This window comes from Micromonospora sp. L31 (assembly GCF_052068075.1).
Taxonomy (GTDB): Bacteria; Actinomycetota; Actinomycetes; order Mycobacteriales; family Micromonosporaceae; genus Micromonospora; species Micromonospora purpureochromogenes.
Genome location: NZ_JBQHDC010000003.1, coordinates 596,562 through 623,180, shown reverse-complemented (window position 1 = coordinate 623,180; position 26,619 = coordinate 596,562). Strand labels below are relative to the sequence as shown.

Annotated in this window: 24 protein-coding genes; 11 read left to right on the top strand and 13 right to left on the bottom strand. The window is 72.8% G+C overall.

What is annotated here, in order from left to right; genetic code table 11:
* Positions 1-269 precede the first annotated feature (269 nt).
* The 6 genes from ACTMS9_RS12585 to ACTMS9_RS12560 all read right to left on the bottom strand — a co-directional run bounded on the left by ACTMS9_RS12585 (position 270) and on the right by ACTMS9_RS12560 (position 6,910).
* Entirely contained in the window at positions 270-1,277 is a 1,008-nt protein-coding gene (locus tag ACTMS9_RS12585; RefSeq protein ID WP_441142202.1) for a LacI family DNA-binding transcriptional regulator, read from the bottom strand.
* 19 nt (positions 1,278-1,296) lie between these two features.
* Entirely contained in the window at positions 1,297-2,682 is a 1,386-nt protein-coding gene (locus tag ACTMS9_RS12580) for a GH1 family beta-glucosidase (protein ID WP_441142607.1), read from the bottom strand.
* 2 nt (positions 2,683-2,684) lie between these two features.
* Complete coding sequence (locus tag ACTMS9_RS12575) at positions 2,685-3,518, bottom strand: carbohydrate ABC transporter permease (protein ID WP_154941642.1); 834 nt, start codon at positions 3,516-3,518, stop codon at positions 2,685-2,687.
* A complete protein-coding gene (locus tag ACTMS9_RS12570; RefSeq protein WP_441164956.1) occupies positions 3,515-4,504 on the bottom strand; it encodes a carbohydrate ABC transporter permease in 990 nt (329 codons plus the stop codon). The genes ACTMS9_RS12575 and ACTMS9_RS12570 overlap by 4 nt, the downstream gene beginning before the upstream one ends.
* 68 nt (positions 4,505-4,572) lie before the next feature.
* Entirely contained in the window at positions 4,573-5,880 is a 1,308-nt protein-coding gene (locus ACTMS9_RS12565; RefSeq protein ID WP_441164955.1) for an ABC transporter substrate-binding protein, read from the bottom strand.
* Between the two features lie 271 nt (positions 5,881-6,151).
* Entirely contained in the window at positions 6,152-6,910 is a 759-nt protein-coding gene (locus tag ACTMS9_RS12560) for a maleylpyruvate isomerase family mycothiol-dependent enzyme (RefSeq protein WP_357909640.1), read from the bottom strand.
* Between the two features lie 70 nt (positions 6,911-6,980).
* Here ACTMS9_RS12560 and ACTMS9_RS12555 point away from each other — a divergent pair, with 70 nt between their 5' ends.
* Positions 6,981-8,072, top strand: a complete 1,092-nt coding sequence (locus tag ACTMS9_RS12555; RefSeq protein ID WP_441142205.1) for a UDP-N-acetylmuramate dehydrogenase — start codon at positions 6,981-6,983, stop codon at positions 8,070-8,072.
* 89 nt (positions 8,073-8,161) lie between these two features.
* On the opposite strand, the gene ACTMS9_RS12550 is transcribed toward ACTMS9_RS12555, so the two are convergent.
* Both ACTMS9_RS12550 and ACTMS9_RS12545 read right to left on the bottom strand, forming a co-directional pair.
* The gene (locus ACTMS9_RS12550; RefSeq protein ID WP_441142206.1) at positions 8,162-8,941 is read right to left on the bottom strand and encodes a class I SAM-dependent methyltransferase; all 780 of its coding nucleotides are present in this window, start codon (positions 8,939-8,941) and stop codon (positions 8,162-8,164) included.
* Between the two features lie 31 nt (positions 8,942-8,972).
* Positions 8,973-9,740, bottom strand: a complete 768-nt coding sequence (locus tag ACTMS9_RS12545; RefSeq protein ID WP_441164954.1) for an SDR family NAD(P)-dependent oxidoreductase — start codon at positions 9,738-9,740, stop codon at positions 8,973-8,975.
* 182 nt (positions 9,741-9,922) lie between these two features.
* On the opposite strand from ACTMS9_RS12545, the gene mshA reads away from it, so the two are divergent.
* From mshA to ACTMS9_RS12530, 3 genes are all read left to right on the top strand, one after another.
* Positions 9,923-11,287: a D-inositol-3-phosphate glycosyltransferase gene (gene mshA / locus ACTMS9_RS12540; RefSeq protein ID WP_441142208.1), complete on the top strand. Its 1,365-nt coding sequence runs from the start codon at positions 9,923-9,925 to the stop codon at positions 11,285-11,287.
* Between the two features lie 57 nt (positions 11,288-11,344).
* A complete protein-coding gene (locus ACTMS9_RS12535) occupies positions 11,345-11,860 on the top strand; it encodes a YbjN domain-containing protein (protein WP_238451554.1) in 516 nt (171 codons plus the stop codon).
* A 75-nt stretch (positions 11,861-11,935) separates the two neighbouring features.
* Complete coding sequence (locus tag ACTMS9_RS12530; RefSeq protein ID WP_441164953.1) at positions 11,936-13,213, top strand: hypothetical protein; 1,278 nt, start codon at positions 11,936-11,938, stop codon at positions 13,211-13,213.
* Positions 13,214-13,579: 366 nt separating this feature from the next.
* Here ACTMS9_RS12530 and ACTMS9_RS12525 read toward each other — a convergent pair whose 3' ends face one another.
* Both ACTMS9_RS12525 and ACTMS9_RS12520 read right to left on the bottom strand, forming a co-directional pair.
* Positions 13,580-14,884, bottom strand: a complete 1,305-nt coding sequence (locus ACTMS9_RS12525) for an MFS transporter (protein ID WP_441142209.1) — start codon at positions 14,882-14,884, stop codon at positions 13,580-13,582.
* 439 nt (positions 14,885-15,323) lie between these two features.
* Entirely contained in the window at positions 15,324-16,655 is a 1,332-nt protein-coding gene (locus ACTMS9_RS12520; protein ID WP_441142210.1) for an MDR family MFS transporter, read from the bottom strand.
* Between the two features lie 151 nt (positions 16,656-16,806).
* On the opposite strand from ACTMS9_RS12520, the gene ACTMS9_RS12515 reads away from it, so the two are divergent.
* On the top strand, positions 16,807-17,574 hold the full coding sequence (locus ACTMS9_RS12515) for a phosphoglyceromutase (RefSeq protein WP_441142211.1): 768 nt from the start codon (positions 16,807-16,809) through the stop codon (positions 17,572-17,574).
* A gap of 57 nt (positions 17,575-17,631) precedes the next feature.
* On the opposite strand, the gene phoU is transcribed toward ACTMS9_RS12515, so the two are convergent.
* A complete protein-coding gene (phoU, locus tag ACTMS9_RS12510; RefSeq protein WP_210773633.1) occupies positions 17,632-18,285 on the bottom strand; it encodes a phosphate signaling complex protein PhoU in 654 nt (217 codons plus the stop codon).
* Positions 18,286-18,518: 233 nt separating this feature from the next.
* Here phoU and ACTMS9_RS12505 point away from each other — a divergent pair, with 233 nt between their 5' ends.
* Both ACTMS9_RS12505 and ACTMS9_RS12500 read left to right on the top strand, forming a co-directional pair.
* Positions 18,519-19,790 (top strand): sensor histidine kinase, encoded by a 1,272-nt coding sequence (locus tag ACTMS9_RS12505; RefSeq protein WP_441142609.1) that lies wholly within the window; start codon positions 18,519-18,521, stop codon positions 19,788-19,790.
* Between the two features lie 20 nt (positions 19,791-19,810).
* The gene (locus tag ACTMS9_RS12500; RefSeq protein WP_154941669.1) at positions 19,811-20,494 is read left to right on the top strand and encodes a response regulator transcription factor; all 684 of its coding nucleotides are present in this window, start codon (positions 19,811-19,813) and stop codon (positions 20,492-20,494) included.
* Between the two features lie 4 nt (positions 20,495-20,498).
* On the opposite strand, the gene ACTMS9_RS12495 is transcribed toward ACTMS9_RS12500, so the two are convergent.
* Positions 20,499-21,173: a response regulator gene (locus ACTMS9_RS12495; RefSeq protein ID WP_170285406.1), complete on the bottom strand. Its 675-nt coding sequence runs from the start codon at positions 21,171-21,173 to the stop codon at positions 20,499-20,501.
* Positions 21,170-22,864: an ATP-binding protein gene (locus ACTMS9_RS12490; RefSeq protein ID WP_441142212.1), complete on the bottom strand. Its 1,695-nt coding sequence runs from the start codon at positions 22,862-22,864 to the stop codon at positions 21,170-21,172. The genes ACTMS9_RS12495 and ACTMS9_RS12490 overlap by 4 nt, the downstream gene beginning before the upstream one ends.
* A 99-nt stretch (positions 22,865-22,963) precedes the next feature.
* On the opposite strand from ACTMS9_RS12490, the gene ACTMS9_RS12485 reads away from it, so the two are divergent.
* The 4 genes from ACTMS9_RS12485 to ACTMS9_RS12470 are packed head-to-tail and all read left to right on the top strand — an operon-like array spanning position 22,964 to position 26,605.
* Entirely contained in the window at positions 22,964-23,971 is a 1,008-nt protein-coding gene (locus ACTMS9_RS12485) for a Bug family tripartite tricarboxylate transporter substrate binding protein (protein WP_441142213.1), read from the top strand.
* 5 nt (positions 23,972-23,976) lie between these two features.
* Positions 23,977-24,714: a tripartite tricarboxylate transporter TctB family protein gene (locus ACTMS9_RS12480; protein WP_441164952.1), complete on the top strand. Its 738-nt coding sequence runs from the start codon at positions 23,977-23,979 to the stop codon at positions 24,712-24,714.
* A complete protein-coding gene (locus tag ACTMS9_RS12475) occupies positions 24,714-26,216 on the top strand; it encodes a tripartite tricarboxylate transporter permease (protein WP_441142215.1) in 1,503 nt (500 codons plus the stop codon). The genes ACTMS9_RS12480 and ACTMS9_RS12475 overlap by 1 nt, the downstream gene beginning before the upstream one ends.
* On the top strand, positions 26,213-26,605 hold the full coding sequence (locus ACTMS9_RS12470; RefSeq protein WP_210773628.1) for a universal stress protein: 393 nt from the start codon (positions 26,213-26,215) through the stop codon (positions 26,603-26,605). Before ACTMS9_RS12475 ends, ACTMS9_RS12470 begins: the two co-directional genes overlap by 4 nt.
* The last annotated feature ends 14 nt before the right edge of the window (positions 26,606-26,619 follow it).

Below are 26,619 nucleotides of genomic sequence, written 5' to 3'. Positions count from 1 at the left end.
TTGCTCTGCTGCCGCAGACGCAACACGCCTTGGAGCAGGCGCTTTCTCTTCCGGCTAGCGGGGACGGGTCAGGGTGGTTGTGACTCAGAGTTGCTGTCGCCTGGGCGGCAGCAGAGCAAAGCGGGAGAGGAGGGGTGCCGGCCGGCGGCCTGTCGTCACTCACCGCAACACAGGGGTGGGCGGCTTTCCCGCTGTGGCAGGCGGCGCGCCGAACGACTGTCGCCAAAGGCGTGGACGGGAGCGATCCGGACCCGGCGGGGGCTCGACGGTCAGGCGGATCCGCGCACCACCAGCTCGGTCGGCAGGATCACCGACTCCTCGATCGCCTCGCCCGCGGCGAGCCGCAGCAACTGCCGGGTCATCTCCCGGCCCAGCTCCACGATCTCCCAGCGCACCGTGGTCAGCGGCGGCTCGGTGTAGGCCGCCGTCTCGATGTCGTCGAAGCCGATCACCGCGACGTCGTCCGGCACCCGCCGTCCCGCCTCGCGAAGGGTCCGCAGGGCGGCGTGCGCCATCAGGTCGCTGGCGGCGAAGACCGCGTCCAGGTCGGGGTGCGCGGTGAGCAGCTGGTGCATGGCCGCCGCCCCGGACTCCCGGGTGAAGTCGCCGTACGCGACCAGCTCGTCCAGCCCGGCGGCGGTGACCGTCTCCCGGTAGCCGGTGAGCCGCTCGATGCCGGCGATCATGTCCTGCGGGCCGGCGATGCTGGCGATCCGGCGGCGACCGTTCTCGATCAGGTGCTGCACCGCCCGGGCCACCCCGCCGACGTTGTCGACGTCGACGTACGGCACCCGCGCGCCGTCGAGCGGCCGGCCGGCGCAGACCACCGGGATGCCGAGCCGGGCCAGGGTGCCGGGCAGCGGGTCGGCACCGTGCAGCGAGGCGAAGAGCACCCCGTCGACGTGCCGGCCGGTGGTGTACCGCTCGACCCGTTCGTGGCCGGCCGCCGACCCGGCGAGCATCAGCACCAGCTGCTTGTCGGCCGCCTCCAGCTCCTGGGCCGCCCCCCGGATGATGCCCGGGAACACCTGGTCGTCGGAGAAGACCCGGGTGGCCTCCTCGGGCATGACCAGGGCGACCGAGTCGGTCCGCTGGGTGACCAGGCTACGGGCGGCCAGGTTCGGCACGTACCCCAGCTCGGCCACGGCCCGACGGACCGCCTCCTGGATCGGCTCGGCCACCGTGGTGGAGCCGTTGACCACCCGGGACACGGTCGCCCGGGACACCCCGGCCCGGCGGGCGACCGCCTCCAGGGTCGGTCGCTGCGCGGTCGTCATCCCCGTCACCACCACCTCGTCACAGCCCGTTCCGGGAGATCACCTCCTGGTACCACCGGGCGCTGGATTTCGGTGTGCGCCGCTGGGTCAGGTAGTCGACGTGGACGATCCCGAACCGCTTCCGATAGCCCTCGGCCCACTCGAAGTTGTCCAGCAACGACCATACGAGATAGCCGCGCAGGTCCACCCCCCGGGCGATGGCCTGGTGCGCCGCCCGCAGGTGCCCGTCGAGGTAGGCGATCCGGTCGGTGTCCATGACCTGGCCGAGACCGTCCGGGCCGTCGGCGCCGGGCTTGTCCGGGAAGGCGCCGCCGTTCTCGGTGATCAGCATCGGCAGCCCCGGGTAGTCCCGGGCGATCCGCTCCAGCAGCCGGGTCAGCCCGGTCGCCTCGATCATCCAGCCCATGTCGGTCAGCGGGCCGGTGGGCGGCAGGAACTCCACCACGCCCTCGGTGCCCGGGTACGCCCCGCCGCCGCCTACGGCGTCCGGACGGCCGGCGACGTAGGTCGGGGCGTAGTAGTTCACCCCGAGCAGGTCGATCGGCGCGGCGATGAGCTTCTCGTCGCCGTCCCGGATGAACGTCGGCTCCACCAGCCGGCCGAGGTGCGCCAGCACGTCGTCCGGGTAGCCGGCGCCGGTCAGCGGGTCGAGGAAGATCCGGTTGTGCAGGCCGTCGACCAGTCGGGCGGCGGCGACGTCGGCGGCGTTGGCCGGGTCGGCGGGCTGCACGTCGGCCGGGTTGAGGGTGATCCCGAGGGTCGGCGCGCCGGCCGCGCGCAGCGCGCGGGCCGCCAGGCCGTGCCCCAGCAGGAGATGGTGTACGGCGGCGAAGGCCGCCCCCGCGTCCCGCTCGCCCGGCGCGTGCACCCCGTTGCCGTACCCCAGGTACGCCGAGCACCAGGGCTCGTTGAGCGTGGTCCAGGTGCGGACCCGGTCACCGAGCCGGTTGTGCACGGCGACGGCGTAGTCGGCGAGGTGCTCGGCGGTGTCCCGGTTGGTCCAGCCGCCCCGGTCCTGGAGGGCCTGCGGCAGGTCCCAGTGGTAGAGCGTGACGATCGGGTCGACGCCCCGGTCGAGCAGCGCGTCGGTGAGCCGGTCGTAGAAGTCCAGCCCACGGGGGTTGACCGGGCCGGTGCCGTCCGGCTGGATCCGGGGCCAGGCCACCGAGAAGCGGTACGCCCCCAATCCCAGCTCGGCGATCAACGCCACGTCGTCGGCGTACCGGTGGTAGTGGTCGCAGGCGACGTCGCCGGTGTGCCCCTGGAAGACCTTTCCGGGCGTACGGCTGAAGGTGTCCCAGATCGACGGGCCGCGACCGTCGTCGTGGACCGCGCCCTCGATCTGGTACGCCGCGGTGGCGGCACCCCAGACGAAGCCCTCGGGGAAACGCAGCTCACTCGTCACGCTCACGCCTTGACCGCACCTTCCATGATGCCGCCGATGATCTGGCGGCCGAACACGATGAACACCAGCAGCAGGGGCAGGGTCGCGATGGCCGTACCGGTGAACACCTGCGACATGTCCTGGTAGTACCCGTCCGACAGGGCCCGCAGCGACAGCTGCACGGTCGGGTTCTCCGGGTCGTTGAGCACCGCGTACGGCCAGAGGAAGTCGTTCCAGGTGGTCATGAAGGTGAGCAGGCCGAGGACGGCGGCGGCGGGGCGCAGCGCGGGCAGCACCACGTTCCAGTAGATCCGCGCGGTGCTGCACCCGTCGATTCGGGCGGCCTCGATCAGCTCGGTGCTGACCGCCTGGCCGGCGTACTGGCGCATCATGAAGACCCCGAAGCCGGTGACCAGCGCCGGCACGATCACGGCCGGCAGCCGGTCGTTCCAGTTCAGCTTCGTCATCAGCATGTACAGCGGGATGACGCCGAGCTGGGTGGGCACCATCATCGTCGCGATGATGACCATCAGCAGCGCGTTGCGCCCGCGGAACCGCAGCTTGGCGAAGGCGAACCCGGCCAGGGTGGAGAAGAAGACCACCGAGACGGTGACCGACACCGCCACGATCGTGGAGTTCACCAGGCCGGTCAGGAAGTACGCGTCGGTGTTGGCGAAGAGCCGGGCGATGTTCGCGCCCAGGTTGCCGCCGGGGGTGACCGGGGGCGGCACCTCGCCCATCGCGTCGCTGGTGCGGCTGGCGACCACGAACATCCAGTAGATCGGGAAGATCGACAGGAGGGCGGTGAGGGTCAGTGCCGCGTAGGTGAGCCGGCCGGCCGACCAGAGTCGGGTCATCGGGATTCCTCCTTGCGCCCGCCGCCGCCGAGCCGGCGCAGGACCAGCACGTTGATGGCCGCGACCACCGCGATCAGCGCGAAGAGCAGCCAGGCGATGGCGGAGCCGTAGCCGAAGTTGTAGTGCGGCGCGAAGGCGTTCTCGAACATGTACATGGTCACCGTCTGCGACTCGCGCAACGGCCCGCCCCGGATCGCGTTGGTGCCGGAGTTGAAGAGGCGGGGTTCGGTGAAGAGCTGGAGCCCGCCGATGGTGGAGATGATGACCGCGAAGATGATCGTCGGCTTGAGCAGCGGCACGGTGATCGACCAGAACTGCCGGGCGCGGCCGGCACCGTCGATCGAGGCGGACTCGTAGAGGTCGCGGGGGATGGCCTGCATCGCGGCCAGGAAGATCAGCGCGTTGTAGCCCGTCCACCGCCAGTCGACCATGGTGGAGATGGCCACCCAGGAGGCGAACCGGTTGGACTTCCAGTCGATGGCGTCGATCCCGACGAGGTCGAGCAGCCAGTTGATCATGCCGAACTCGCGGCCGAAGAGCACGCCGAAGACGATCGCCACCGCCGCGGTGGAGGTGACGTTGGGGATCAGCACCGCCATCCGCCAGCCCGTCCGCGCCCGCAGGTGCCGGTTCAGCAGGTTGGCCAGCCACAGCGCGAGGAGCAGCTGCGGGACCGTCGAGATGACGAAGATGCCGAGGGTGTTGACCACCGAGTGCCAGAAGTCGGGGTCGGCCATCAGCTGGGTGTAGTTCTGCGCCCCGATGAACGTGGGGTCGACCCCGAGCAGGTCCCAGTCGTGCAGCGAGACCCAGAGGGTGTAGCCCAGCGGGTAGATCCCGAAGACCGCGAAGAGCAGGAAGAACGGGGCGATGTAGAGGTAGGGCGAGTACCGGGTGTCGAACCGGGCGAGCCGGTTGCCCCGGTTCGAGCGGGCGTGGCGCGGCGCCGGTACGACCGGGGGGCGCGCGTCGAGCTGGACGGCCATGCCGTGGACTCCTTCTCCGCCGGGCGGGCGGGACCGGCGAACGCCGAACCCCGCCCGCCTGGCTCGGGCTACTTGGCGGCGGCCTTCTTCGCGTTGTTGACGGCGTCGTTCCAGCCCTGCTCGGGGGTGCGCTGGCCCAGCTCGACGGTGCGCACCGCGTTCTCCACCTCGGTGCGGACGGCCTGGTTCTTCGGGCCCATGTAGACCGGCTTCAGGCTCTTGGCGCCGGTGCCGAAGATCTTGCCGACCGGGGCGGCGGAGAAGTACGCGTTGGTCGAGTCGACGATCGCCGGGTCGTCGAGCGCCTGCGGCGACGACGGCAGCGGGCCCTTGGCCTTGAACGCGCCGATCTGGCCCTTGGCGCTGGTCAGGAACTTGGCCAGCTCGATCGCCTCGGCCTGGTGCTTGCTCTGCTTCGGCACGGCGAGGAACGAGCCACCCCAGTTGCCGCCGTTGCCGGGGACCTGGGCGATGTCCCACTTGCCCTTGGCGGCCGGGCCGGCGTTGCCCTCGATGACGCCGGTCATCCAGGCGGGGCAGGCGATGGTGGCGAACTTCGACTGCTTGAAGGCGGAGACCCACTCCTCCGACCAGGAGCCGTACTTGCCGGAGAGGCCGGAGTCGATGATGTCGACGGTGGTGTCGAAGGCCTGCTTCACGGCCGGGTTGCTGTCGACCACCAGCTTGTCGCTGGTGTCGTAGTAGCTGTAGCCGGAGGTGTTGCCGGCGGTCTGGAGCAGGATGGTGTTGAACGTGTTGGTCGCCGCGTCGAGGAAGGACGCTCCGGTGTTGGCGGCCTTGAACTTCTCGCCGGTGGCGATGTAGTCCTGCCAGGTCGGCCAGAGCTTGGAGACCTGGTCCCGCTCGGTCGGCAGGCCGGCCTTGGCGAAGAGGTCCTTGCGGTAGCACATCGCGATGCCGCCGACGTCGGTGCCGAGGCCGATCAGCTGCTTGCCGTCGGCCGTGAGCCCCTGGTTCCACTTCCAGTCCAGGAAGTTGCCCTTGAGGTCGGCGGCGCCGTGGTCGAGCAGGTTGACGAAGTTCTGCGGGTTGGCCTTGTACTCGACCAGCAGCCCCTCCTCGATGGCCACCACGTCGCCCGCGCCCTTGCCGGCGGCGAGCCACTGGGTGAGCTTCGGCGAGTACTCGTCGAGGTTGCTGCCGGTGCCCCGCTCGACGATCTTCACGTCGGGGTGGCTGGCCATATACTCCTTGTAGAGCTCCTCGTAGCCGAACTGGCCGAACACGTCAACGGTCAGCGTGATCGGCCCGTCCTTGGCGGAGTCGTCCTCGCCGGCGCAGGCGGCGGTGCCGAGCAGGGCGGTGGTGGCCGCCAGGGCCACCGCCGCCAGACGGCGGCGCGAAAAGGTACCCATCTTCCTCGGAGTCCTCTCAGGTCAATCGGTGGTGAAGCGGGTGGACCTGCTGGTGAGCGAGCCGCAGCCCGGGTCCTGACGCGATCGTGAGGGGCTGAGAGAGCGCTCTCACGACAGCGTTGCGGCTCCGTTGACCGGTGTCAAGAGAGCGCTCTCTCGTCGCGTCCGAGCCGTGACCTGACGACCCCCGGATACGCGAAGAGTGGCCATTCGCGGGGAATGGCCACTCTTTGCGGAAGGCGCGGATGCGGGACCGGGAGGTCCGGTGCGGTCAGCCGGTGCGCAGGCCGTCCAGCAGGGTGCGGTCGCCGGTGACGCCCAGGGCGTCGTACCCGATCCGACCCCAGAGGGCGAGCAGCAGGTCGCTGGCGGTGCCGGTGACCTGGACCCGGGCGTGGTGGTCCTCGTGGCCGAAGACCGTGGCGGTGTCGAGCAGGGCCACCCCCTCGCCGCGCAGCCGCAGGTACCAGTCCTGCGCGGCGTCGGTCGCGGTCAGCTGCACCACCCCGTGCCACTGGCCCGGCACCGCCCGGCGCCCGGCCGGCAGCCAGGTGTCCAGCACCTCGCTGATCCCGTCCGCCGCGAGCTTGGCCTCGATCGGCTCACCGGCGGCGATGGCGAGCTGGGCGTCCCAGCGGTGCACCGCCGTCTCGTGCGCCATCCGGCGCGGCCAGAACCCGGCCTTCTTCGGCTGCGGCGCCCAGTTCCACGCCGGCGCCTCCGGGTCGAGGGTGTCGAACTGGGTCATCAGCTGGTCGTACCCGCGCTGCCACAGCTGGAGCGGGGTCACCCCGCTGGGCAGCTCCGCGCGGTCCGGGCGGGCCGGCTGGGCGGTCTCGCCGGAGCCGACGAACGAGTGCACCCAGTGGTAGATGCCGGCGAGGTGCAGGGTGAGGTCGGCGACCGTCCAGCCCGGACAGGACAGCACCGGTGTCTCGGGCGGCGCCTCGGCCACCGCGGCGGCGAACGCCGGGCCGTCCACCCGGAGCGCTCCGATCCAGAAGTCCTTCGTGCCGTGCAACCTGCTCATCGCAATCCTCCCGGGGGTGACCGGGCCACCAGTGGGTGCCGCGGCTACCCCTCAGCCTAGGGTGAGAGGCGTGTCAGACGTCTACGCCCAGCCGACGACCGGAGCCGACCCCGCCGACCCGGCCAGCCTGGCGAGATACACCACGCTGCGCCTCGGCGGCCCCGCCGGCCGGCTGGAGACCGCCACCAGCGCCGAGGAAATCGTACGAACCGTGCGCCAGGCGCGACAGCGGGACGAGTCCGTCCTCATCCTCGCGGGCGGCAGCAACGTCGTCGTGGGCGACGAGGGCTTCCCCGGCACGGTCGTGCTGGTCCGGTCGCGGGGGCTGCGGGTGGTCGCCGAGGACGCCGACACCGTCACCGTACGGGTCGAGGCCGGCGAGCCCTGGGACGACCTGGTGGCCGCCACCGTGGACAACGGCTGGTCGGGGCTGGAGTGCCTCTCCGGCATCCCCGGCTCGGCCGGCGCCACCCCGATCCAGAACGTCGGCGCGTACGGCCAGGAGGTCGCCGAGAGCATCACCGGCGTCCAGGTGTACGACCGCGCCGACGACAGCCTCGGCCGGGTCGACGCGGCGGACTGCGGCTTCGCCTACCGGTCCAGCATCTTCAAGTACAGCGACCGCTGGGTGGTGCTCTCGGTCGACTTCCGGCTGCGCCGCTCGACGCTCTCCGGCCCGGTGCGCTACGCCGAGCTGGCCCGGGCGCTCGGCGTCGAGGTGGGCGACCGGGTGCCGCTGGCCGACGCCCGCGCGACGGTGCTGAAGCTGCGCGCCGGCAAGGGCATGGTGCTCGACGCCACCGACCCGGACACCTGGTCGGTGGGCTCGTTCTTCACCAATCCGGTGCTCGACCGGGAGGCGTACGAGCTGCTGCGCGAACGCGCCACCGACCTCGGTGAGCCGCCCTCCTGGCCCTGCCCGGGCGACATGGTGAAGGTCAGCGCCGCCTGGCTGATCGACAAGGCCGGCTTCACCAAGGGCCACCCCGGCCCCGAGGGCACCGCCATCTCCAGCAAGCACACCCTGGCCCTGACCAACCACACCGGCACGGCCAGCACGGCTGCCCTGGTCGCCCTCGCCCGCGACATCCGCGACACGGTCCACACCCGCTTCGCCGTCACCCTCCACCCCGAACCCGTCCTGATCAACTGCACCATCTGACCCGCCCCGGGCCGCCTTGATCATGAGGTTGGCGGCGGTGTCGATCTCCTGCGGTGCGGCCAACCTCATGATCAACGGGAGTCGGCGGGTCAGGTGGGGGCGACGGCGGGCCAGGGGAGGGTGAGTTCGCCCTGGCGCCAGCGGGGTGGGCGGTCGAGGACGGGCCAGCCGGACTGTTTGAGGGCGCTGACGGCGCGGAGCCAGCGCTGGCGGGGGCCGAACGGGGCGTAGCCGGCGGCGGCCTGCCAGGCGTCGTCGAGGGCGCGGATCAGGTCGTGCACCCGCTCGCCGGGGACGTTGCGGTGGATCAGCGCCTTGGGCAGGCGTTCGGCCAGCTGGGCCGGGGTCTCCAGGGTCGCCAGGCGGGCCGCCAGGGTCAGCGTGCGCGGGCCGGCCGCGTCGACCAGCACCCAGCTGCCCAGCCGGCCCAGCTCGTCGCAGGTCCCCTCGACCAGCGCCCCGCCCGGGGCGAGCCGGTCGGTGACCGTCCGCCAGGCGGCGGCGACCTCGCTCTCGTCGTACTGGCGCAGGACGTTGAACGCGCGCACCAGCACCGGACGCAGGCCGGCCAGCTCGAAACCGCCCCGGGCGAAGGTCAACCCGGGCGGGTCGGCGGCGGGCGCGGCGGCGGCCACGCGTACCGGATCGATCTCCAGCCCGACCACCCGCACGTCGGCGCGGACCCCGGTGGCCAGCCGGGCGCGCAGCTCCACGGCGGTGACCGGGGTGGCGCCGTAGCCGAGGTCCACCACCAGCGGGTCGGCGGCGGCGCGAAGCCGGTCGCCGCAGGTGGCCACGATCCAGTTGTCCACCCGCCGCAGCCGGTTGGGGTTCGTCGTCCCCCGGGTCACCACGCCCTGCGGCCGCACCGGCCCGGCCCTCACCCGCGACCGGCCCGGCTCACTGCCCGACCCGGTGCACCTTGTGCTGGGCGGCCTGGGCCAGCGGGCGGACGACCAGCCGGTCCACGTTGACGTGGTGCGGGCGGGTGGCGCACCAGGCGATGCAGTCGGCCACGTCCTCGGCGACCAGCGGCTCGGGCACCCCCGCGTACGTGGCGGCGGCCTTGTCGGCGTCCCCGCCGAAGCGGACCAGCCCGAACTCGTCGGTCCGCACCATGCCCGGGTCGATCTCGATCACCCGGACCGGCCGCCCGCACAACTCCAGCCGCAGCGTCCCGGCGATCGCGGTCTGCGCGTGCTTGGCCGCGGCGTAGCCGCCGCCGCCCTCGTACACGGTGAAGCCGGCGGTGGAGGAGACGATCACGATGGTGCCGGCGCCGGACGCCTCCAGCGCGGGCAGCAGCGCCTGGGTGACCCGGAGCGTGCCGAGCACGTTGACGTCGTACATCCACTGCCAGTCGCCGATCGCGCCGGACTCCACCGGGTCCAGCCCGCGCGCGCCGCCGGCGTTGTTCACCAGCAGGGTGATCGGCCCGGGCGCCGCCTGCGCCGCGGCGGCCAACTCGGCCACGGACTCGTCGGAGGTGACGTCGCAGGCCACCGCCGTGGCCGTGCCGCCGGCCGCCTCGATCTCCTTGACCAGCCCGGCCAGCCGGTCGGTACGCCGGGCGGCGGCCAGCACGTGGAAGCCCTCCGCGGCCAGTCGACGGGCGGTCGCCGCGCCGATCCCGCTGGACGCCCCGGTGACGATCGCGACAGAGGTCATCCGGACATTGTCCCCTCCGGCGCGGGCCGGCCCGGGCGGGGGCGGTCGATGAACTGGGTCACGCCGGGGGAGAGCGCGGGCGCATTTCCGTGACCCGATGGGGAAGATGACACCCGGCGCGTGAGTTGACCGAGAAGCGCCGGTCGTGCGGGACGGCATAAACCGTGACAGAAGGAGCGGACGTGGCGGAAATGCACACCGGCGTCGGTCGTCAGCGAGGTGCCCGACCGTGGCCCCGCCCCCGGCGGATCGCCACCCTGTCGGTGCACACCTCCCCGCTGCACCAGCCCGGCACCGGTGACGCCGGTGGGATGAACGTCTACATCCTGGAGGTCGCCCGGCGGCTCGCCGAGGCCGACGTCGAGGTGGAGATCTTCACCCGGGCCACCTCCGGTGACCTGCCCCCGGTGGTCGAGATGGCGCCCGGCGTGCACGTCCGGCACATCACCTCCGGGCCGTTGGAGGGGCTGACCAAGGAGGACCTGCCCGGGCAGCTCTGTGCCTTCACCGCCGGCGTGCTGCGCGCCGAGGCGGCCCGCCCGCCCGGCCACTACGACCTGATCCACTCGCACTACTGGCTCTCCGGGCAGGTCGGCTGGCTGGCCAAGGAACGCTGGGGAGTGCCGCTGGTGCACACCGCGCACACCCTGGCAAAGGTCAAGAACGCCCAGCTCGCCGCCGGTGACCGCCCCGAGCCCAAGGCCCGGGTGATCGGTGAGGAGCAGGTGGTCGCCGAGGCCGACCGGCTGGTGGCCAACACCCGGGTCGAGGCGGCCGACCTGATCGGCCGCTACGACGCCGAACCGGCCCGGGTCGCCGTGGTCGAGCCCGGCGTCGACCTCGACCGCTTCCGTCCCGCCCCCGGCGACCGGGTCGCGGCCACCCGCGCCGCCCGCCGCCGGCTGGGCCTGCCCACCGACGGGTACGTGGTGGCCTTCGTCGGTCGGATCCAGCCGCTCAAGGCGCCCGACGTGCTGATCCGCGCGGTCGCCGCGCTGCGCGAGTGCGCCCCGGCCCTCGCCGAGGAGCTGACCGTGGTGATCTGCGGCGGCCCGAGCGGCAGCGGGCTCGACCGGCCCACCTCGCTGATGGAGCTGGCCGGATCGCTCGGTGTCGCCGACCGGGTGCGCTTCCTGCCCCCGCAGACCGGCGACGACCTGCCCGCCCTCTACCGGGCCGCCGACCTGGTCGCGGTGCCCTCGTACAACGAGTCGTTCGGGCTGGTCGCCCTGGAGGCGCAGGCCTGCGGTACGCCCGTCGTCGCGGCCGCCGTCGGTGGTCTGGTCACCGCCGTGCGAGACGGGGTCAGCGGGGTGCTCGTCGACGGCCACGACCCGGCCCACTGGGCCGCTACGCTCGCCCGCCTGCTGCCCGACCGGGCGCTGCGGGCCGACCTGGCGGCGGGCGCGGCCCGGCACGCCCGCAACTTCTCCTGGCAGCGCACGGTTTCCGGCCTGCTCGCCGTCTACGGGGAGGCGATCGCCGAGCACCGGGGCCGGCTGGCCGCCCAGCTCGCCGGGGACCCGGCGCTGTCCTGTTCCTGGTGACCCCGGCCACTGCCGCGCGTCCGGTGCGTCCCGGCGGGCGCCCGTAGAGTGGGTGCGATGAGCGCGAAGAGCGACCTGGCCGCCCTGATCGAGTCCGTCTGCACCGAGCGCGAGCTGGACTGGGAATCGACCGGCGAGGGTTCCTACGCGGTCACCCTGCCCGGCACGCACAAGCTCAAGACGGTCTGCAACCTGATCGTCGGTGAGCACGCGCTGCGGGTCGAGGCGTTCGTGATGCGCCAGCCCGACGAGCGGCGCGAGGAGCTGTGGGCCTGGCTGCTGCAGCGCAACGCCCGGATGTACGGCGTCTCGTTCTCCATCGACGCGGTGGGCGACGTCTACCTCACCGGGCGGGTCAACCCGGCCGGGATCGACGCCGACGAGCTGGACCGGCTGCTCGGCGCGGTGCTCACCTACGCGGACGAGTCGTTCGACACGATGCTGGAGATCGGCTTCGGCAGCTCGATCCGCCGGGAGTGGGAGTGGCGGGTGAAGCGGGGCGAGTCCACCGCCAACCTCGCCGCCTTCGCCCACCTTTTCGAGCCGTCCGCCGGAGGTTCGGACCGGTCCTGACGGGTATGCCGCACCGCTGCGGTGCGGCGAAACGGGACCCGCCGCAGGCCGAGACGGACTGTCGAGGAGCGTGCGATGGCTCAGCGGAACAGCTCAGGTCGCGGCGGAACTGCGACCAGGACCAAGCAGCAGGCGGGCAACCAGACGCCGAACACTCCGGGGATCTCGGAGTCGGAGATCTCGCGGATGCGGGTCGACGACATCCGGGGTCAGTTGCGGCGTCGCGGTGTCTCCGGCATCTCCGCTCTGCGCAAGCCCGAGTTGGTCAAGACGCTCGCGCGGACCCTGCGGTCCGAGGGCCGCCCCGGCGCCGCGGCCCGACGCAGCACCGGCCCGACGGGCCGGGCGCCCGCCAAGAAGGCCGGCGCGACGAAGGCCGCCGCGAAGAAGACGACGGGCGCTCGGAAGACCACGACCGCCCGGGCGAAGGCCGCGCCGGCCCCCGCCCGCAAGGCGGCGCCGGCCCGCAAGGCCGCCCCGGCGGCCCGCAAGGCGGCGACCGCCCGGGCGAAGGCGACACCGGCCAAGGCGGCCCGGGCCAAGGCCGCGCCCGCGAAGGCGGCCCGGGCCAAGGCCGCGCCCGCGAAGGCGGCCCGGGCCAAGGCCGCGCCCGCGAAGGCGGGCGCTCGCGCGAAGGCCGCGCCGGCGAAGAAGACCGCGCCCGCGAAGGCGGGCGCCCGGGCCAAGACGGCCCCGGCGAAAGCCGGCGCTCGCGCCAAGACGGCCCCGGCGAAGAAGACCACGCCGGCGAAGGCGGGCGCCCGGGCGAAGGCCGCGCCGGCCAAGGCGGGCGCTCGCGCGAAGGCCGCGCCCGCGAAGAAGACCGCACCGGCGAAGAAGGCCGCGCCGGCGAAGAAGGCCGCGCCGGCGAAGGCCGGGGCTCGGGCGAAGGCCACGCCGGCGAAGGCCGGGGCCACGCCCGCCCAGCGGGTCATCGCCCCGCCGGCCGCGGTCGGCGCGGCCGCCCCGGCCCGGACCACCGGCGCACGGACCGGCCGGTCCAGTTCCCGGTCGGTACGGTCGTCGCAGGTGATCTCCTCCCCGGCGGACCGCCCCGAGCGCCCCGGCCGCAGCCTGGTCACCAGCAACCACGAGGTGATCCAGAACTGGGCGCGGGCCCGTGGCGCCCAACCGGCGACCATCGCCGGCACCGAGCGCGAGGGCCGGCCGGGGGTGCTGACCTTCGAGATCCCGGGCTACCGGGAGAGCAGCCGGGTCCAGGTGATCAGCTGGGACGACTGGTTCCGGACCTTCGACACGCGCCGGCTGAACCTCATCTACCAGGAGCAGCTGCGCGACGGTCGGCAGAGCAACTTCTTCCGGACGGAATCACCCGATCGGGAGGACGCCTGACGTGTTTACGGGAATGGCCGCGGGGTACGCCGTGTTGACCGTTGCGAGGCCCGGAGCAGGGGTGTCGGACGCCACGTCGGCGCTGTGACCGGCGAGACAGCGATCCGGGTTGAATCCGGAATCCGGGCGAACTAACTTTATTGCACCGCGCCACGCTCGGAACCGTTCGGGGGAGCGGCGGATCGATCAGATCCGAGCACCGAGTGAGGCGCAAGAAACGGGTGGAGCACATCGTTGGGGGACGGTGCCACCCGTGGAACCGGCGGCGCGAGCGGGCGACGCTTACGGGGGTGAGTGTCGCCCGCCGCCGCCGGGCAAGCGGTGCGGATGCCCATCACGACCACGGTCGTGGTGGGCGTTCTGCTGTCAGCCCACCGGCTGCGAGGCCCGCGCCGGTGCGGCCACCCGCCGCGCCGCCACCCGGCGCTCCCGGCTCGGCCCGGCCAGCAGGTGCCCGCCTGCGGCGAGCAGGCCCAGGGCCGCCACCACCAGCCAGTGCCGCTCCCCGAGGTACTGCAGGCTCACCCCGCCCAGCGTCGGTGCGACGAAGGACGCGGCCGGGAAGGTCAGGTAGAACACCGACTGGTAGCGCGCCCGCAGCTCGGGCGGGGCCAGGTCGGCGTTGATCTGCGCGTTCGGCGGCGCGGCCAGCATCGAGCCGACCGTCCAGACCACCGCGGCGGCCAGGTAGACCCAGAGCTGGTCGGCGACGGCCAGCGCGCCGAACCCCACCGCGAGCAGGCCGGTGGAGAGGGCCAGCACCCGGTGCGCCCGACGCCGGTCGATCAGCCCGGGTACGAAGAGCTGCCCCACCACGATCAGCGCACCGCCCAGCGCCACGACGGTCCCGTACGCCGACGGGCTCAGGCCGTCCGCGCGCATGGCCAGCGGCATGATCGTCGAGGTCTGCATGGTGAGCACGGCCAGCACGAAGGTGAGCCCGACGAAGACCAGGAAGGTCCGGTCGGTCAGCGCGGTGTGCAGCCCCGGCGGCCGGGATCGCCCGGCCGCCGCGGCCACCGGCTCGCCGGCAGTCCGCCCGGCCTGGTCCGGCCGGCTTCCCGCCGGTCCGGTGCGGCGGTGGGGCAGGGTCTCCGGAACCTTCCAGGCGATCAGCACGGCGGCGGCCAGGGTGGCGGCGGCGTCGACCAGGAAGAGCGCGAGGAAGCTCGCCTCGGCCAGCAGCCCGGCCAGCAGCGAGGCCACCGCCATGCCGAGGTTGAACGCCCAGAACTGGAGGTTGAACGCGCGGGAGCGGCGGTGCTCGGGGACCACGTCCACGATCGCCGCGACGAAGGCCGGGCTCGGCATCGAGTGCGCGATCCCGACCAGCGCGGCCAGCGCCGCGATCACCGCGAGGTGCCGGCTGAACGCCAGCCCCACCATCAGCCCCGCCGCCGACAGGTGCGCGGCGAGCAGGGTGGCCCGCCGGCCCCAGCGGTCCGCCAGCACCCCGCCGAGCAGCACCCCGACCGCCCCGCCCGCTCCGTACGCACCGACCACTGCGCCGGCCAGCGACTCACTGGCCCCGCGCGCCGCGGTGAGGTAGAGCGACAGGAAGAGCACCGCGAAGGCGCCGGCCCGGTTGACCAGCAGCCCCGCCCAGAGGTACCAGAAGGTGGCGGGCAGACCGCCGGCAGTTCCGTCCCACCAGCGCCGCAACCCGTGCACCCGTCCTCCAGAAACCTTGTTAACCGATCCGTCCCCGACCGTATGCAGCCCCGCCCGACCGCGCCACCGTGTCGGTGATCACCAGCGCGGCACCGCCAGCGGTGTCCCGGGTTACCGCACGGTTCGGGCGGGCCGGAGGCGGACGGTGGTCGGAGGTCCTGTCGAGCTGATGTCGCCAACGACTCGGGCTCCGGGTTCGCTGGGTTTGATTCGTTCACGTCATCAGCTCGAAAGGGCCCGCAGGGTGCCCTGCCTCGCCCGAGCCCGGCAGGCCGCCGGGCGGGCGGCAGCGGCCCCGGCCGGTCCGCGCGTCCGGTCGGGTGCCGGCAGTCGGCAGGGCGGCCCTGGCCGGTCCGCGCGTCCTGTTGGGTGCGGCGGGTCGGCAGGACGGCAGGACGGCACGGCCTCGGCCGGTCCGCGTGCCCGGCGGTCGGCGTACTCAGGAAGGGGTGTGGGCCGCGACCGGCTCGGCCGGGGCGGTGGCGGCGGCCTCGGCCGCCTGGGGGGCCGGCTGCCGGACGGCGGTGACCGGCGTGACCGGCTGCGTCGCCGGCCGGAGCTGGGCGGCCCGCCGCTCGCGGGCCGGCCCGGAGACCAGGTGGGCCACCGCCATCAGCGCGCCGATGGCGGCGCAGCCGAGCCAGAGTTCGGTGTTGCCGGCCCGTTCCCGGACCAGGCCGCCGAGGATCGGCGCGACCGCCCCGGCGATCTGCCAGGACAGCGAGAAGACGCCCTGGTAGCGGCCACGCAGCCGGTCGGGGGAGAGCTCGGCGATGAGGGTGGCGTTGGACGGCGAGTTGAGCATCTCGCCGAGGGTCCAGATCAGCACGGTGAGGCCGTAGAACCAGGCGGCGTCGGCGAACGCGGTCAGGCCGAAACCGACGCCCATCACCAGCGAGGCCAGGGCGAGCACGTGCGACCGGCTGCGCCCCCTGATCAGCCGGGGCACGAAGAGTTGCCCGACGACGATCAGCACTCCGTTGAGCGCGATCACCGAGCCGTAGGTGGCGGGACTGAGGCCCGAGTCGCCCATCGCGATCGGCAGCATCGAGATGTGCTGGAGGAAGACCAGCGCGGCGAACAGGTTCAGCGCCACGAAGCCGAGGAAGACCCGGTCGGCGGCGATGGTGCGCAGCGCGCCGAGCGGGGCGGCGCCACCGGGGCGGGCCGGGGCGGCCGAGACCCGGCGGGTCTCCTTCACCCGGGTGAAGATGATCAGTGCGGTGACCACGGTGGTGGCCGCGTCGACCACGAAGAGCAGCAGATAGCCGGCCTGGGCGGCGAACCCGGCGAGCACCGCGGCGCAGGCGAAGCCGAGGTTGATCGCCCAGTAGTTCAGCGAGAAGGCGCGCAACCGGTCCTTCTCCGGCACCACGTCGATCATCATGGCGCCGAACGCCGGTCGGGCCGCCTCGGCGAACATGCCGAGCAGCAGCGCGCCCGCGGCCACCGCCCAGAGCGGCCGGGCGAAGCCGAGCGCGAGCATCATCGTGGCCGCGCCGAGGTGCGCGGTGAGCAGCGTGGGACGTCGTCCCCAGCGGTCGGTGAGCGCGCCGCCGACGGTGGTGCCGACCGCGCCGCCGACGCCCCACAGGCCCAGCACCAGGCCGGCCTGGGTGGGGGAGAAGCCGCGTTCCTGGGTGAGGTAGATGGCGAGGAAGACCAGGACGAACGAACCGAGCCGGTTGATCAGGGTGCCGGTCCAGAGGTACCAGAAGGTCCTCGGCAGCCCGCCGGTGGTGTCCCGGAACCAACTTCGCACCGTCCGCACGCCCGCGCCCCCGCTTCGGTAATGACCGCCAAGTTCTAAGCGCCTTACAACCTAGTGCTGGCCCGGAACGCGGGTCATCGGTTTTTCCACGTGGTGGTCGTCACGGCCACCACCCGCGTGTCCACCGGCGGGGTGCGGCAGGATGATCGGCATGACTGCGAGCGAGGGGCCCACCGTCGGGACGCTGGTCCTGCTGCGGCACGGCGAGAGTGACTGGAACGCCAAGAACCTCTTCACCGGCTGGGTGGACGTCGACCTGACCGAGAAGGGCGAGAACGAGGCGCGGCGCGGCGGCGAGCTGATGCGCGAGCACGGCCTGCTGCCCGACGTGGTGCACACCAGCGTGCTGCGCCGCGCGACCCGCACCGCCGAGCTGGCGCTCAACGCCGCCGACCGGCACTGGATCGCGGTGCGCCGGTCGTGGCGGCTCAACGAGCGGCACTACGGCGCCCTCCAGGGCAAGAACAAGAAGCAGACCCTTGAGGAGTACGGCGAGGAGCAGTTCATGCTCTGGCGCCGCTCGTACGACACGCCGCCGCCGCCGATCGCCGACGACGACGAGTTCTCGCAGGTCGGCGACCCGCGCTACGCGCTGCTGCCGACTGAGCTGATGCCGCGCACCGAGTGCCTCAAGGACGTCGTCGAGCGGATGCTGCCGTACTGGTACGACTCGATCGTGCCGGACATCCTGGCCGGCCGTACGGTGCTGGTGGCCGCGCACGGCAACTCGCTGCGCGCCCTGGTCAAGCACCTCGACCAGATCAGCGACGAGGCGATCGCCAAGCTGAACATCCCCACCGGCATCCCGCTGCGCTACGACCTCGACGCCCAGCTGCGCCCGCACACCCTGGGCGGCACCTACCTCGACCCGGCCGCCGCCAAGGAGGCCGCCGCCGCGGTGGCCAACCAGGGCCGCTGACGTACCCGCGAAAGGCCCCCGGTCCGCACGGACCGGGGGCCTTCGTCGTCGCCCGGGTCAGCTCGCCGAGGGCGTGCTCTGGCCGGTGATCAGGTAGACCACGTGCTCGCCGGCGTTCACCGCGTGGTCGGCGAAGCGCTCGTAGAAGCGGCCGAGCAGGGTGGCGTCGATCGCCGTCTCCACCCCGTACGGCCAGTCGTCGCCGAGCAGCACGCCGAACAGGCTCTTGTGCAGGTCGTCCATGGCGTCATCGTCGCGGTCCAGCTCGGCGGCGAGGTCGGCGTCGGGCTTGGCCAGCACCGTGCCGATCTTCTCCGCCATCCGGTCGGCGATGGCGGCCATGTCGGTGAAGACCGGCCGCAGCTCGGCCGGCACCGCCGGCGACGGGTGCCGGCGCAGCGCCGTCTTGGCCACGTGGTCGGCCAGGTCGCCCATCCGCTCCAGGTCCGCCGCGACGTGCAGTGCGGTGATCATGGCCCGCAGGTCGGAGGCGACCGGCGCCTGCCGGGCGAGCAGGTCGCAGACCCGCTCCTCGACGTGCCGGTAGAGGTCGTCGATCTCGGCGTCCCGCGCGATCACAGCCTCGGACGCCTCGCGGTCGGCGGTGAGCAGGCCGCGGGTGGCCTGGCGCATCGCGGCGCGGACCCCTTCCGCCATGTCCACCAGCAGCTGGCTGACAATCTGCAGGTCGGCCCGGAACTCGTCGCGCATCGTCACTTCCTGGGGTCGGTGCCGCCGGCCCCGGGGCAGGGGCGTCCGGCATATGGGTCGAGCGGGTGCGCGCCAACCGTAGGCGGGGGGAGCGGACCGGAGGTGAACTCCGGTGAACGACGCGGGACCCGCGAGTGAACTTCTGCGGAAGTGAGGATGATTCGTCCCGTTATGGGCGATAGCCAGGTTAACAATGACCCTACGATCGCCGGGTGGAATGGGTGGTGGCGGTCGTGGTGGCCGTGGCGCTGGCGACCGGCCTGGTTGCCGGTCTGCTGCTGTCCGGGCCCGTCCGCGAGTGGCGGCGCCGGGCGGCGTCGTCGGGGAGCGGTGGCTCCCGCTGGAGCTCAGGGAGGCTCGTGATTCCCGACGACCAGCAGGGCCCCCTCACCGGGCTCGGCCGCAAGACGATCGACTCACTGCGCGCCGGCGTGGTCGTGCTCGACCCGGACGACGTGCCGGTGCTGGTCAACCCGGCCGCCCGGGCGATGGGCCTGCTCCGCACCGGCGCCACGCCCGGCTCCATCGCCGCCCACCCGCTGATCCGTACCCTCGCCGGGCAGGTGCGCCGCACCGGCGTGCGGCGCGAGATCGAGCTGGACCTGCCGCGCGGCCGCGACAACCCCGGCGTCAACCCGCTCGGGGTGCACCTGCGGGCGATGGGGCTCGGCGCCGGCTACATCTCGATCGAGGCCGCCGACGTCACCGAGTCGCACCGGCTGGCCCGGGTCCGCCGGGACTTCGTCGCCAACGTCAGCCACGAGCTGAAGACCCCCATCGGGGCGCTGCAACTGCTCGCCGAGGCGCTGCTCGACGCCACCGAACCCGCCGGCGCGGCCGCGCCGGACCTCTCCGAGGACCTGGTCGCCGCCCGCCGCTTCGCCGAGCGGATCCAGCACGAGTCGACCCGGCTGGGCCGGCTGGTGCAGGAGTTGCTGGAGCTGACCCGGCTGCAGGGCGCGGAGCCGCAACCCGCGCCGGAGCCGGTCGCGGTCGACTGGGTGGTCGCCGAGGTGATCGACCGGACCCGGACCACGGCCGCCGCCCGGCAGATCCAGGTGGTGACGGAGGGCCAGAAGGGGCTGACCGTGTACGGCAGCGACGCCCAGATCGCCACCGCCGTGGCCAACCTGGTGGAGAACGCGATCAACTACTCGGGCGAGGGCACCACCGTCCGGGTCGCCACCCGTGCCGACGAGGAACACGTCGAGATCGCCGTCACCGACCAGGGCATCGGCATCGCCCCCAACGAGGTGGACCGGATCTTCGAACGGTTCTACCGGGCCGACCAGGCCCGCTCCCGCTCCACCGGTGGCACCGGCCTCGGCCTGGCCATCGTCAAACACATCGCCAGCAACCATGGCGGCCGGGTGGTGGTGGCGAGCACTCTTGGAGGGGGCTCGACGTTCACTCTCCGGTTACCGGCCAGCCCCCCGGCCGACCTGGAGACGATACTGCCGTCGGCTGGGATCGAGGCCGGCCCGGCCGAGCTTCGCCAGGTCTGACCGCACGAGAGGAAGCACCGTTGAGCCGCGTTCTGGTGGTCGAGGACGAGGAGTCGTTCTCCGACGCCCTGTCGTACATGCTCCGCAAGGAGGGTTTTGAGGTGTCCGTCGCCGCGACGGGGCCCTCCGCCCTCACCGAGTTCGACCGGACCGGCGCGGACATCGTCCTGCTCGACCTGATGCTCCCCGAGATGTCCGGGACGGAGGTCTGCCGGCAGCTGCGGCAGCGCTCGCACGTGCCGATCATCATGGTCACCGCCCGGGACAGTGAGATCGACAAGGTGGTCGGCCTGGAGATCGGGGCCGACGACTACGTCACCAAGCCGTACTCGCCACGGGAGCTGGTGGCCCGGATCCGGGCGGTGCTGCGCCGGCAGAGCCCCGAGGTGACCGAGTCGGGCGCGCCGACGCTGGCCGCCGGCCCGGTCCGGATGGACATCGAGCGGCACGTGGTGACCGTCGACGGCGCCGCGGTCCAGCTGCCGCTGAAGGAGTTCGAGCTGCTGGAGCTGCTGCTGCGCAACGCCGGCCGGGTGCTCACCCGGGGGCAGCTCATCGACCGGGTCTGGGGCGCCGACTACGTCGGCGACACCAAGACGCTGGACGTGCACGTCAAGCGGCTGCGCTCGAAGGTCGAGCCGGAGCCGTCCGCGCCGCGGTTCATCGTCACCGTGCGCGGCCTCGGCTACAAGTTCGAACCGTAGGCCGTCAGGAGACCCAACCGTAGCGACGCTCCGGGCGGCCGGCGGAGCCGTACCGGAGGTTGACCTCCGCCCGCCCGGTGTCGGCGAAGTGCTCCAGGTAACGGCGGGCGCTGACCCGGGAGATGCCCACCGCGTTGGCGCACTCGGCGGCGGAGAACGTCCCCGAGTGTCCCCGCAGGGTGCGTTCGACCAGCTCGGCGGTCTCGGCGCTGAGGCCCCGGGGCAGCTTCGAGGTGGCGATGTGCGCGCCGCTGCGGGACAGCACCCGGTCGACGTCGGCCTGGTCGCTCACCACCGTGGCGCGCAGCGCGTTGCGCCGGGCGGCGTACTGCTCCAGCCGGGTCCGCAGCTCGTCGAAGCCGAACGGCTTGAGCAGGTAGTTGACCGCGCCGTAGCGGACCGCCCGACGTACCGCCTCGGCCTCCCGGGCCGCGCTGATCACCAGCACGTCGCAGTCGTGCCGGGCGGCCCGCAGCCGGGTCACCACGTCCAGGCCGAACATGTCCGGCAGGTAGAGGTCGAGCAGCACCAGGTCGGGGCGGAGCTCGTCGACGGCGGCGATCGCCTGTTCGCCGGTGCTGGCCGTGCCCACCACCCGGAAGCCGTCGATCCGCTCGACGAAGCCCCGGTGGATCCGGGCCACCATGAAGTCGTCGTCGACCACCAGTACGTCGATCACCGGACCCCCTCCAGAGTGCCGGTCACCGACATCCGGGCCGTGAACATCGCGCCCTCCTCGGTGTTCGTCACCGCCACCTCGCCGCCGCGACGGTGACAGACCAGCCGGGTGAGTGCCAACCCGATGCCCCGCTCGCCGCCCCGGGCCGCCTTCGTGGTGAAGCCGTGGGTGAAGACCTCCTGGGCCAGCTGCGGGGCGATCCCCGGGCCGGAGTCGCGGACCACGATCTCCACCGAGGAGGCGTCCCGACGCAGCTCGACCTCCACCCAGGCCGGCCGGTCCGGCACGTCGCCGCCACCCGGCCCGGCGTCGTTCGAAGCGCCGGATGCCGACGGCGTCGGACCCTCCCGGCCGCCGGCCACCGCCTCGACGGCGTTGTCGACCAGGTTGCCCAGCACCGTCGCGACGTCCGCGGCGACCGCCGGCTCCAGCCGGTCCAGGCCGGTCCGCTCGGAGATCCGCAGCTCGACCCGGCGCTCGGCGGCGAGCGCCGACTTCGCCATCAGCAGCGCCGCCACCGCGGTGTCGTGGATCCGGCTGGTGACGGTGAGGTCGAGCGAGGCCCGGTGCCTGCTCAGCGCGTCGACGTACCGGACCACCTCGTCGTGCTCACCGATCTGGATCAGCCCCGAGATGGTGTGCAGCTGGTTGGCGAACTCGTGGGTCTGGGCGCGCAGCAGCTCGGTGGTGCTGCGGAACGAACCGATCTCCTGCTCCAGCCGGGCCAGCTCGGTGCGGTCGCGCAGGGTGGTCACCGAGCCGAGCCGGCGGCCGTCCTTGGTCACCGTCATCCGGTTCATCACCAGCACCCGGCCGCCGCGCACGACCACCTCGTCCCGGGCCTCCGGGTCGCTGTCGGCGCCGGCCAGCACGTCCCGCAACCGGCCGGAGATCCTCAGGTCGGCGAGGCTGCGGCCCAGGCAGTCCTCGGGCAGGTCGAGCAGCCGCCGGCCGACCGCGTTCACCAGGGTGATCCGCTGCTGCGGGTCCAGCGCGATCACCCCCTCGGCGATGCCGTGCAACAGCGCCTCCCGGTGCTCGGCCAGGCCGGCGATCTCCCGCGGCTCCAGGCCAAGGGTCTGCCGCTTGATCCGCCGGGCCAGCAGCCACGACCCGGCCACGCCGAGCAGGCTGGCGATGCCGAGGTAGGTGAAGAGGTACGACGAGGCGCCGACCAGCCGTTCGGACCAGGTCGGCGCGGCCTCGCCGATCATCACCACGCCGAGGTGCCGCCCGAGGTTGTACTCACGGGCCCCGAGCACCGGCACCTGGGCCACCAGCTCCCGGGAGCCGCCGACCTCCAGCTCGCCGGACCAGGCCCGGCCCCGCGCCACGTCGGGATCGCCGAGCACGAGCGGGCTCCCCACCAGCGTCGGGTCGGTGGAGCTGACCACCCGACCCCGGGCGTCGGCCACGGTCACCGAGGTCACCCCGGACCGGTTCAGCGCGTTCTGCACCAGCGGGGCGACCAGCTCCGCCGGTGCCGGCTGGTTGAGCCGGTCGCGCAGCAGCGGGCTGCCGGCGAGCTCCTCGCCGAGGGCGGCCACCCGCCGCCCCTCCACCCGGTTGAAGGTCGCCGCGGACTGGGCCAGCGAGACGGCGGCCACCGCCACCAGCACGACCACGATGATCGCGAGCTGGAGCACGAGCAACTGCCCGGCCAAGGTACGGCGGGGCGTGACCGCGACCACAAAGACCTCAATTTCCGCTGGTGACAGAAGGCAGACGGGGGATCTGCCCGGGGGTCATCATCTTGCCGCCGGACTCCTTCGAAACGGAAGAGAAACATGATGGCAACTCGGAGAAAACTCCTGGTCATGGGCGTCGCCGCCGCCACGGCGCTGGCGCTGGGCGCCTGCGGGGCCACCGCGGACAAGAACGAGGGTGGGTCCGGCGGCGACGGCAAACCGGCCACCGGACTTCGGATCATGGTGCCGAACACCCCCGGCGGCGGGTACGACACCACCGCCCGTACCGCGGCCAAGGTGATGGAGGACGCCAAGATCGCCACCGGCGTGCAGGTCTTCAACCTGCCCGGCGCGGGCGGCACCGTGGGCCTCCAGCGCACGGTGAACGAGAAGGGCAACGGCAAGCTCGCCATGCAGATGGGGCTGGGCGTGGTCGGTGCCTCGTACACCTCCAAGTCGTCGGCGACGCTGACCCAGACCACCCCGCTGGCGAAGCTGATCGAGGAGGCCGGCGCCATCGTGGTGCCGAAGGACTCGCCGTACAAGACGATCGGCGACCTCGTCGCGGCCTGGAAGGCCAACCCCAAGGGCATCGCGGTCGGCGGTGGCTCGTCCCCCGGTGGCCCGGACCACCTGCTGCCGATGCAGCTCGCCAAGACCGTCGGCATCGACCCGCGCCAGGTCAACTTCGTCTCGTACGACGGCGGCGGCGAGCTGCTGCCGGCCGTGCTCGGTGGCAAGGTGGCCTTCGGCGCCAGCGGCTTCGGCGAGTTCCTCGACCAGGTCGAGGCCGGCCAGATCCGGGTCCTCGCGGTCACCAGCGAGGCGCCGATCGACGCGCTCAAGGACGTGCCGACGCTCAAGTCCGCCGGCATCGACCTGGTCTTCACCAACTGGCGGGGCATCGTCGCGCCGCCCGGCATCAGCGACGCCGACAAGAAGGTCTGGATCGACGCGCTGACGAAGATGCACGAGTCCGACGAGTGGAAGGCCGAGCTGGCCAAGCGGGGCTGGACCGACGCCTTCGTCACCGGAGACCAGTTCGCCACCTTCCTCACCGAGCAGGACAAGTCGGTGGCGGACCTGCTCAAGCAGCTCGGGTTGGCATGAGCGGCATGACGACCTCACCGGACCGGGGCGGCGACTCGCCGCCCCGCCCGGCGGCGGGTGGGGAGAGCGTCCCCGCCGTACCGCCGATCCCGGCGCAGCCGACCGCAGGGGCCGCCGATCCGGCGACCCCCGCGGCGGGGGCCGAGGCGGTCCCGCCGGCCGCGGAGCGTACGCCGGACCTGCCGGCGGTGGCGCGGCCCGCCGCGGCCGACGACGCGCCCGCCGCCGCGAACCCGGCCGACGGTGCGGCGCTGACCGGGAAGCCGGACCGGGCGCAGTACGCCGTCTGCGCGTTCCTGGCGCTGGTCGGCGGGCTGGTCATCGTCGACGCGGCCCGCACCGGGCACGCGATCAGCACCGCCGACCCGATCGGCCCGAAGCCCGTGCCGATCCTGCTCGGTGTGCTGCTGCTGATCGTCGCCGCGATCTACGCGGTGGACGTGGCGCGCGGCGGCAGCGGTGAGCCGGAGGCCGGCGAGGACGTCGACCTGACCACCCCGATCGACTGGCGGACGGTACTGCTGCTGATCGGCGCCTTCCTGGTCAACGCCGTGCTCATCGACCGGCTCGGTTGGGTGATCAGCGGAACGCTGCTCTTCTGGGGCTCGGCCTACGCGCTGGGCAACCGGCACCACGTGCGCAACCTGCTGATCGCCGTCGCGCTGTCGTTGATCACCTTCTACACGTTCGCCATCGGGCTCGGCGTGAACCTGCCCGCGGGCGTGCTGCAAGGGATCCTGTAATGGACAACCTCGGAAACCTGCTCGACGGGTTCGCCAACGTGGTGACCCCGATGAACCTGCTGATCGCGCTGCTCGGGGTGACCATCGGCACCGCCGTGGGCGTGCTGCCCGGCATCGGTCCGGCGATGACGGTGGCGCTGCTGCTGCCGGTCACCTACGGGATGGAGCCCACCCAGGCGTTCATCATGTTCGCCGGCATCTTCTACGGCGGCATGTACGGCGGCTCGACCACCTCGATCCTGCTGAACACCCCCGGCGAGTCGTCCTCGGTGGTGACCGCGATCGAGGGCAACAAGATGGCGAAGGCGGGACGCGCGGCGCAGGCGCTGGCCACCGCCGCGATCGGCTCGTTCGTCGCCGGCACCATCGCCACCCTGCTGCTGGTGCTGGTGACCCCGCCGGTGGTGCAGTTCGCGATCAGCCTCGGCGCGCCGGACTACTTCGCGCTGATGCTGCTGTCGTTCGTGGCGGTCACCGCGGTGCTCGGCGCCTCCCGGGTACGCGGCTTCGCTTCCCTGCTGATCGGCCTGGTGATCGGCGTGGTCGGGATCGACCAGACCGGTCAGCAGCGGCTCACCTTCGGCATCCCGCAGCTCGCCGACGGCATCGACGTGGTCGTGGTGGCGGTCGGCATCTTCGCCGTCGGTGAGGCCCTCTGGATCGCCGCGCACCTGCGCCGCCGCGCCGCCGAGGTGATCCCGGTCGGGCGGCCGTGGATGGGGAAGCAGGACTGGAAGCGGTCCTGGAAGCCGTGGCTGCGCGGCACCGCGTACGGGTTCCCGTTCGGGGCGCTCCCGGCGGGCGGCGCGGAGATCCCGACGTTCCTCTCGTACACGACGGAGAGGAAGCTCACGAAGCACCCGGAGGAGTTCGGCCGGGGCGCGATCGAGGGCGTCGCCGGCCCGGAGGCGGCCAACAACGCCTCCGCCGCCGGCACGCTGGTGCCGATGCTGGCGATCGGCATCCCCACCAACGCCACCGCCGCGGTGATGCTGGCCGCCTTCCAGCAGTACGGCATCCAGCCCGGCCCGCTGCTCTTCGAGCGGGAGTCCGGTCTGGTCTGGACGCTGATCGCCAGCCTCTTCGTGGGCAACCTGCTGCTGCTGGTGCTGAACCTGCCGCTCGCGCCCGCCTGGGCGCGGCTGCTGCGGATTCCCCGCCCGTACCTCTACGCCGGGATCCTCTTCTTCGCCTCGATGGGCGCGTACGCCGTCAACGCCCAGCCGTTCGACCTGTTCCTGCTGCTCACCCTCGGCCTGCTCGGGTTCGGCATGCGGCGTTTCGGGCTGCCGATCCTGCCGCTGATCGTCGGGGTGATCCTCGGCCCGCGCGCCGAGCTCCAGGGCCGGCGGGCGTTGCAGCTCTCCGGCGGCGAGCTGCACGGCCTGCTCGGCGGCTGGGTCTCCTGGACGATCTACGCCGTGGTCCTGGTGGTGCTGCTCTGGCCGGTGCTCGGCCGCTTCGTCGTCCGAGGAGTTCGGGAAAGGCTGGTGACCCGATGACCGTGCTGGTGGGGTACGTCCCCTCGGCCCTGGGTGAGGCGGCCCTGCGGGCCGCCGTCGAGCAGGCCCGGTTCCGCGACGAGCCGGTGCTGGTGGTGAACACCTCGCGCGGCGACGCCTACGTCGACCCGCGCTTCGCCCAGGAGGGCGACCTGGCCCGGGTGGTTCGCGAGCTGACCGCGGACGGGGTGCCGCACACCGTCCGGCAGCTGGTGCGGGGCCGGGACGCGGCCGAGGAGATCGCCGAGATCGCCGAGGCGGAGGAGATCTCGCTGGTGGTGATCGGCATCCGGCACCGCACCCCGGTGGGCAAGCTGATCATGGGGTCGACCGCGCAGGAGATCCTGCTCCGGGTGCCCTGCCCGGTGCTCGCCGTGAAGGCCGACTGAGTGGGATGTCCCGC

Excerpts from the sequence above, each read along its gene's own strand:
- ACTMS9_RS12560 (WP_357909640.1), bottom strand. The coding sequence starts at position 6,910 with ATGAGCAGGTTGCACGGCACGAAGGACTTCTGGATCGGAGCGCTCCGG.
- ACTMS9_RS12475 (WP_441142215.1), top strand. The coding sequence starts at position 24,714 with ATGGACAACCTCGGAAACCTGCTCGACGGGTTCGCCAACGTGGTGACC.
- ACTMS9_RS12480 (WP_441164952.1), top strand. The coding sequence starts at position 23,977 with ATGACGACCTCACCGGACCGGGGCGGCGACTCGCCGCCCCGCCCGGCG.
- ACTMS9_RS12565 (WP_441164955.1), bottom strand. The coding sequence starts at position 5,880 with ATGGGTACCTTTTCGCGCCGCCGTCTGGCGGCGGTGGCCCTGGCGGCC.
- ACTMS9_RS12575 (WP_154941642.1), bottom strand. The coding sequence starts at position 3,518 with ATGACCCGACTCTGGTCGGCCGGCCGGCTCACCTACGCGGCACTGACC.
- ACTMS9_RS12515 (WP_441142211.1), top strand. The coding sequence starts at position 16,807 with ATGACTGCGAGCGAGGGGCCCACCGTCGGGACGCTGGTCCTGCTGCGG.
- ACTMS9_RS12545 (WP_441164954.1), bottom strand. The coding sequence starts at position 9,740 with ATGACCTCTGTCGCGATCGTCACCGGGGCGTCCAGCGGGATCGGCGCG.
- ACTMS9_RS12485 (WP_441142213.1), top strand. The coding sequence starts at position 22,964 with ATGGCAACTCGGAGAAAACTCCTGGTCATGGGCGTCGCCGCCGCCACG.
- ACTMS9_RS12470 (WP_210773628.1), top strand. The coding sequence starts at position 26,213 with ATGACCGTGCTGGTGGGGTACGTCCCCTCGGCCCTGGGTGAGGCGGCC.
- ACTMS9_RS12530 (WP_441164953.1), top strand. The coding sequence starts at position 11,936 with ATGGCTCAGCGGAACAGCTCAGGTCGCGGCGGAACTGCGACCAGGACC.
- ACTMS9_RS12570 (WP_441164956.1), bottom strand. The coding sequence starts at position 4,504 with ATGGCCGTCCAGCTCGACGCGCGCCCCCCGGTCGTACCGGCGCCGCGC.
- phoU (WP_210773633.1), bottom strand. The coding sequence starts at position 18,285 with ATGCGCGACGAGTTCCGGGCCGACCTGCAGATTGTCAGCCAGCTGCTG.
- ACTMS9_RS12585 (WP_441142202.1), bottom strand. The coding sequence starts at position 1,277 with ATGACGACCGCGCAGCGACCGACCCTGGAGGCGGTCGCCCGCCGGGCC.
- ACTMS9_RS12535 (WP_238451554.1), top strand. The coding sequence starts at position 11,345 with ATGAGCGCGAAGAGCGACCTGGCCGCCCTGATCGAGTCCGTCTGCACC.